Raw genomic sequence first — 6,000 nt, forward strand, 5'->3', positions numbered from 1 at the left:
AAACCATCACAATTACGCCTAATTCCGTAGCCCGCTTGTAGGTATGGCGCTAATATTAGGATGGCTGGAATAGGAGATCACTATATGGAAGCTATGGACCAACTCAACGCGCTCATTAGGCGTGAGCTAGACAACGGTCGAGACGCGCTGAACCCTGGCCGCTCGTTATTGCGCTGGGCACGCCTGCACGCCGCTGCAACTGAGCTGAAGGACGCAATGCGAGATCACCCTGTTTACAACTCAGACCTCGGAGACATCTTCGACGACAGGCAGGCGCTGCGCGAGAAGGGAACCGGGTGCGCAAAGCGTGTGCTCGCAGTCAACGTGATACTGGACGACATCACGGCAGCGTACGAATACGCGATGCATGACAGCATCGAGCAGTTCGGCGTCGAGTGGCGCAAGCGTCGTGGCGACGGTGACGACCGTAGTGGCCCTAACGGACCGCCTAAGCCCCCCACGCCACCCACCCCAACACCGTCACGCTCTAAGGTGCTAGGCTGATCGGGGGCCTAGGTTTGGGGGCCGGTGTTTTCTGCAGGCGATCCAAAATCGGAATGAGTTGTCGCAACGGTGGGCCAAGCGCCTGCCGTTGTTGCTTTGCAGACGGTGGGCAGCGCAGGGGCCGGAGCGGGGTGCCGGAGCAGTGCTCGGCGCGCCCGTGCAGCGGTGCCCCGTTTGCTTTGCTGCTGCTATGCCGGGAGACTGCGAGACTCGCGCGCTGATGCGCATAGCGCTGCTGGGGTAGGGGTTGGTGCTAGGTGGTGCTTGCCATAGCCATCTGCGCTGCGAGAGCCAGCCTGTGTGGCTGTGCATGGAGCTACGCCGTCCGGCTGGCCGCCCATAGGGGCGGGGGGCGGTGTTGAAAGAAACCGATCAGGGTCATGAGCGCGCCGGGTAGTCGGGAAGCAATTGGTCCGAAGATTTCAAGGTACCTAGAATCCACTTCCATCGGGATGTTGCAGCGCGCTGCGCAAACCCGCTTTTCAGCCTTTGCAGCGACAGGCCTGAGGTCTTTTTCATGCTACCCCCCTTCGTTCGCTTTAAGTTGGCAAAGAGTTTAGTTTAGTCCAAGCCCCCAAGGCGTGAGTCAGGCCAAATTTTAACAATTTCACTTCCCAAGCCCTTCACTGTCCGATACTTGCTAGTCTGGCTGTCAAGGAAAGTGTGAAAGACGTTCAATGAAGGGAATTTTCTCAGAGTTCGATCCAAGTAGGTCCATCGACTATCAAGCCGCGTGGGAGTCGGCGATTTTTGTCTTCGATACTAATGTCCTATTGAACCTATATCGATATCAAGCAAAAACTCGCGACGAACTACTTGAGGTTCTCGAGAGCCTATCAGATAGAATATGGATACCACATCATGTGGCATTAGAGTTTCAGAGAAATAGACTGTCTGTCATCGCGGATCAGAATAAAAGGTTCGCAGAGGTAGAAGCGGTTATTGAGAAATCTCGAGATAATCTTCAAGCCGACCTTAGTAAACTTCAATTGGAGAGAAGGCATTCTCTAATTGATCCAAATCCAGTAATGGATGGCTTTAGGAGGGTTGCGGAGGATTTCCTTGCTAAGCTAAAGGATATCCAAAAGGAGCAGCAGGAACTTACCGCGCGCGATCCGCTCAAAGAGAAGCTTGAGGAGCTTTTCGAATCTCGGGTCGGGGAACCTCCGAGCGATCAAAAAAAATTGGACAGTTTGTACAAAGATGCTGAGGCTAGATATTCCAAGCGCGTGCCTCCCGGGTATATGGATGCGGGAAAGGATAAAGATGGGGCGGATGGTTATTCTTACGGCGGTCTATCTTACAGAAGAAAATATGGCGACTACGTGGTGTGGCACCAAATTCTTTGCTTCGCAAATAGCGAGAAAAATAAGTCAATTATTTTCGTAACGGACGATGCAAAAGAAGATTGGTGGTGGCTTGTCAACTCAAACGGATTGAAGACGGTGGGGCCTCGTCCAGAGCTTATTGAGGAGGCTAGGAGAGTTTCCGGAGTTGAAACTTTCCTCATGTATAAGCCAGAGAATTTCTTGTCATACTCTCAGAAGCTCTTGAAAACTACGGTCTCCAGTGAGACCTTGGAGGAGGTTCGTGATATTTCAAGGGTCCGCAATGAGTCTGCCTCAGAGTTTCAGAAGCTTGTTCTGCGAGCGAGGGACGGGGAGAGAGCTGTATTTGATTGGCTTTCAGGGCGCTTTGAAAAGATAGTATACTCTGATGGCTTTCCAGACTTTATCGCATCGAAGAATGGTCGAAACTTTGGGTTCGAAGTGAAGACTCTCAGGTCAGTTTCCGGAGCTGTAAAAAGAATTGTGGACGTTTCGCGTCAGGCACAGGCAAAGCTGGAGCGACGTGATTTGGACCTTTTAACGCTCGTCTTTGTCCTTGAATCTGCTGACGATGTGGCGCTCTTGGAGGGCCGCCTGCAGCTCTTAAATGGGAAAATAATCCCGAGAGGTTTCAACGTAATGGCAGGAGTTCTGGGATTTGATGCTGATCAAGAAGAGACTTTCCATGCTTTGATTCACTACTCTTTTGATGAAGGCTCGCTAAGGAAAGGATTCTTCCCAAACTCTTCGTCAGAAAACTAATATCCATTCCGCCGATCATAGACGCCAAGGGGTGCTGCGCTGACGCTCACGGTACACACCTAGACGGGCACACCTTGGCCCGGTCTACCGGCATTTTCCCAGCGTGAGCGCCTATTGCCGGGGCTCACCGCCAATAACAGCCGACCCATTTACGCCGCTTGCCCGGGCGACGATTTCATCGCCGTTAATAATTACTGCCAGCCGCGGTAATTATCCATATCCTGCCGCTATATGGGCGCGCTCTCCTGCGCTAAACTTGCCTATGAAATCCGCACAATGCGGCCGCAACAGTGGGAGGCGAATATGCTTGAATCGGATGAATGCTGCAATTCTGCCGGGAATGACCCTGGATTCGCCTCCCGCTGTGCCCCTAATCTCCCCGAAATGTCTGTATTGGAGCGCTCGAAATGAGCCGCCGTCACGTTATTGCGCCCAAACGCCCGTCAATCGCCGTATTTGATGGCCTTGTCGATGCCGGGAAGCGCGCGCTTTCGGACTTGTCAAAGGAGCGCCGGGACCAAGCGTTCGCCTATGTAAGCGGCAAGGACCATACCGTCAGCGCCGCTCAGAAAGTGCGGAACATTCAGCACGCTGTGCAAGAGCTGGAGTTAGCTGAGCAGCAGTCACTTTCTGCCGCCAAAGACTTCCGGCTTGCCGCCGCAATCCTAAATGGCGACGACCCGGATATCCACACGTCTACGGACGAGTGGCAGGTGCTCGACTGTGCTCACACTGTCCGGGGCTTTGCGGACGAGCAGCTGGAAGCTCTGCCCGACTATGACTTGTCGCAGGTGTCGGACCTTGCCGACCAGTGCATCGTCGCCGCTACAAAGCTGGAGCGTGATGTAGAGGTCTGCCGCCAGCGCCGCGTAAAGACTGACGACTTCCTTGCTACAGCCGTGCTCAACGCCCTTTGCGATGACGATACGACTGACGCTGAGTTTGACGATATCCGGCTCAACACCAAAGAGGGCCAGCGCGTCTTTGCCGAGTACGTCCCGCAGCCAAGTGACTTTGACGAGGAATGGCGCAACGGCCACAAGGAGCCGGTCGCGCTGAATGACCAAGCGGGTGGCCTTCGGTTCCTGCATATTCGGATGGCAGACGGCCAGTTGCTGGACAAGTTCGCGTTCAAGCGCCTGCGGGTGCGGGAGGCCAAGCGTATGGTTGCGAAGGTCGCCAAAGAGGAAGCGGAGGCGCGTCGCAAGGACCACCGCAAGAGCGGCAAGCGCGACGACCTCCGAGACATCAAATCCAAGCTGGGAGGAGTATGGAGATGACCGTGCAACGCAAGGCGTATGGGCCAGATAAGCGCCCCCAGCAGTCGTCTCCGGCTCCTGCCGAAGCTGCACCCAAACGCAAAGCGCTGCTCAAAGCGGTGTCCCAGCTTGTCGCATCGGAAAGAGCGGAACTCGACGCTGACTTTGCAGCCCTGCGCAAGACGGTAGACGATGCAATCGCCGCTGCTGATGGCCGCTCAGATAAGGCGCTAGACCGCATTTCGAGCCGTCTGGATCGGTACACCGAGCGCACAGCGGAGATTGAGGCAAAGCGGGCCGACACCGACCGGCGCATCAAAACCGCCATTGCCGACTTCGCCAGCCACATCCTGCGGAACGATAAGCAGTTCAAGCAGCTTTCAGATACAAATGACCAGCTGAAGAAGCAAATCCGGTCACTTACGGAAGACCAGCAGCGCGCCCATATTGTGCCCCAGCTTCTTTCGGCCAACGTTAACGCGCTGAAGTCGGTATGTGACGCGGTGCTCTATAAACGCGCGGTGGTCCACCAGTCACTGCACTTCACTGCCACCGACCTTGCGCTGCGGGAGGAATTGTAATGGCTTCTGCCAACCCAAAGACGCCCGGACAACGCCCATATGAGCCAGACGGCGACTTCACCGCACGGCACGAGCTGAGCCACATTGACGCTGATGGTGTTGCCTGTGTCGCCCGCCGCGTCCCGCGCGATATTTACGACCAAATTGAGGTGCAGTGTGTCGCGCTGGCAGGCGATGGCGTTGAGGCGCTCAAATTCCCGGCACGGTACTCCGAAAAGACGCAAGCGGAGGTAGCGCAGCTAGGGGCGTTCGGTCCAATTGCGGAAGTTGACGACATGGCCAGCTACGTGCGGAGCAAGGAGTTTGACGCGCTAGCCGAAAAAGCCGGGCTGAGTGACGAAGACAAGGCGCTTGCGGAAGCGTGGGACGGCCCGCCATTGCTGCCACTCACCGTTTGCCTCGCCGTGCGCTCAATTGCCGACCGGCTTGGGAAGGGCAAGATGCTGCTCCGCGCTAAATGCCTCCGGGAGTTAAGCGAGAAGCAATTGCCGTTCTTGCTCCTAAAGGACTACCTGCCATATTCGGAAGCCGTCGCCGCATATGAGGAAGGCAGTCGCCAATTGAAGGCGCTGCTCAAATAAACGACCTCCGATAATTCCGATAGCGGAAGCCCTCTTGCGGCAGCATAATGCTCTATGCTGTTAGGAGAGAAAATATGGCTGTGCTACATTACCCGATCATTAATTGGTCGGCTGGAGCGGGTTTACCTGCTACGCAATCAGCGCCGATTGCCGTCAAAACACCCACACATTACCCGCGCCCGGAGCGCCCGCAATGAATGCGCCCATCGACCCGACCGAGTTCCATGCTGACGATTGCCGAAGACTTTGGGCTGCTGTGTTGATGTGCGAAATTGCCGATGCAACATCAAGCCGGGGCGCAGTAGCAATCGGGAACAATGTGCCGGTGCGGCTGCGCACCATTGCAACGGCGAGGCGCACATTGCTGCGCTTCGCATTTGATCCCATTGCTGACAGCGACCTTGCGTTGGTTGTTGATTATGCAGGGCACGACCGGGAGGCAGTGGCATATGGGATCATCAAACGCGCCAAAGCCGACTGGCCTTGTTTGCCGGTACCGTCTTCCGCTTCGGAAGGCGAAAAACATTGTCCGGTCGCGCGGTATGTGCATCGCAGCGGGACTTTCTATTACTGCCCCCAGCCGCAGGTGGTTGGCACAGTCAAGTCATTTCTTGCGGAAAACCCACTGCCGGAAATAATTGACGAAGATACGCCCACTTACAAGTGGTAGAAGCCTAAATCAGCGCAAAAAGGCGCTATATGGAATTTAGTGACGGGCATATGCTTGCAGGAGTAGAAATCTCCTAGCAGGAGCGGCGAGATGCCCGAGCAGCACATTCCCGAAAATTACACTCCACTCACATTTACCGAAGCACCAATTACAGCTGATATTGGCTCATATGCCGCAGCGCTATTTGACGGGTACGCCACATTCTTGCCCGAGCAGCGGCACACCCTAGGCTCAGGACTCGTTCTCCTTCAAAGCCAGAAGATTACGGTCGCAGCGAGTGCGATTGCTGAGAAGAAGGCTTGTGGGCAGCGGTCG

Annotated in this window: 7 protein-coding genes; all 7 read left to right on the top strand. The window is 55.4% G+C overall.

The features are described 5' to 3' along the window. The first annotated feature begins 84 nt into the window (after nt 1–84). Nucleotides 85–504: a hypothetical protein gene (locus tag ACXAJT_RS20195; protein ID WP_475238113.1), complete on the top strand. Its 420-nt coding sequence runs from the start codon at nt 85–87 to the stop codon at nt 502–504. Between the two features lie 677 nt (nt 505–1,181). Beyond that, nucleotides 1,182–2,594 carry a PIN-like domain-containing protein gene (locus ACXAJT_RS20200; RefSeq protein WP_475238116.1) on the top strand — a complete coding sequence of 471 codons (1,413 nt, stop codon included), beginning with the start codon at nt 1,182–1,184 and terminating at the stop codon, nt 2,592–2,594. 407 nt (nt 2,595–3,001) lie between these two features. Beyond that, nucleotides 3,002–3,874, top strand: coding sequence for a hypothetical protein (locus ACXAJT_RS20205; protein ID WP_475238120.1), 873 nt, complete (start codon nt 3,002–3,004; stop codon nt 3,872–3,874). Next, entirely contained in the window at nt 3,871–4,434 is a 564-nt protein-coding gene (locus ACXAJT_RS20210) for a hypothetical protein (protein WP_475238123.1), read from the top strand. Before ACXAJT_RS20205 ends, ACXAJT_RS20210 begins: the two co-directional genes overlap by 4 nt. Beyond that, complete coding sequence (locus tag ACXAJT_RS20215; RefSeq protein ID WP_475238125.1) at nt 4,434–5,015, top strand: hypothetical protein; 582 nt, start codon at nt 4,434–4,436, stop codon at nt 5,013–5,015. The genes ACXAJT_RS20210 and ACXAJT_RS20215 overlap by 1 nt, the downstream gene beginning before the upstream one ends. Nucleotides 5,016–5,208: 193 nt before the next feature. Beyond that, entirely contained in the window at nt 5,209–5,685 is a 477-nt protein-coding gene (locus ACXAJT_RS20220) for a hypothetical protein (protein ID WP_475238128.1), read from the top strand. A gap of 90 nt (nt 5,686–5,775) precedes the next feature. Further along, the coding region (locus ACXAJT_RS20225) for a hypothetical protein (protein WP_475238135.1) at nt 5,776–6,000 on the top strand (225 nt) is incomplete at its 3' end.

It is taken from the genome of Salipiger sp. ABF4_146 (assembly GCF_056161345.1).

Bases quoted from the DNA above. Each gene is read 5' to 3' on its own strand.
- ACXAJT_RS20200 (WP_475238116.1), top strand. From the start codon at position 1,182: ATGAAGGGAATTTTCTCAGAGTTCGATCCAAGTAGGTCCATCGACTAT.
- ACXAJT_RS20205 (WP_475238120.1), top strand. From the start codon at position 3,002: ATGAGCCGCCGTCACGTTATTGCGCCCAAACGCCCGTCAATCGCCGTA.
- ACXAJT_RS20215 (WP_475238125.1), top strand. From the start codon at position 4,434: ATGGCTTCTGCCAACCCAAAGACGCCCGGACAACGCCCATATGAGCCA.
- ACXAJT_RS20220 (WP_475238128.1), top strand. From the start codon at position 5,209: ATGAATGCGCCCATCGACCCGACCGAGTTCCATGCTGACGATTGCCGA.
- ACXAJT_RS20210 (WP_475238123.1), top strand. From the start codon at position 3,871: ATGACCGTGCAACGCAAGGCGTATGGGCCAGATAAGCGCCCCCAGCAG.
- ACXAJT_RS20195 (WP_475238113.1), top strand. From the start codon at position 85: ATGGAAGCTATGGACCAACTCAACGCGCTCATTAGGCGTGAGCTAGAC.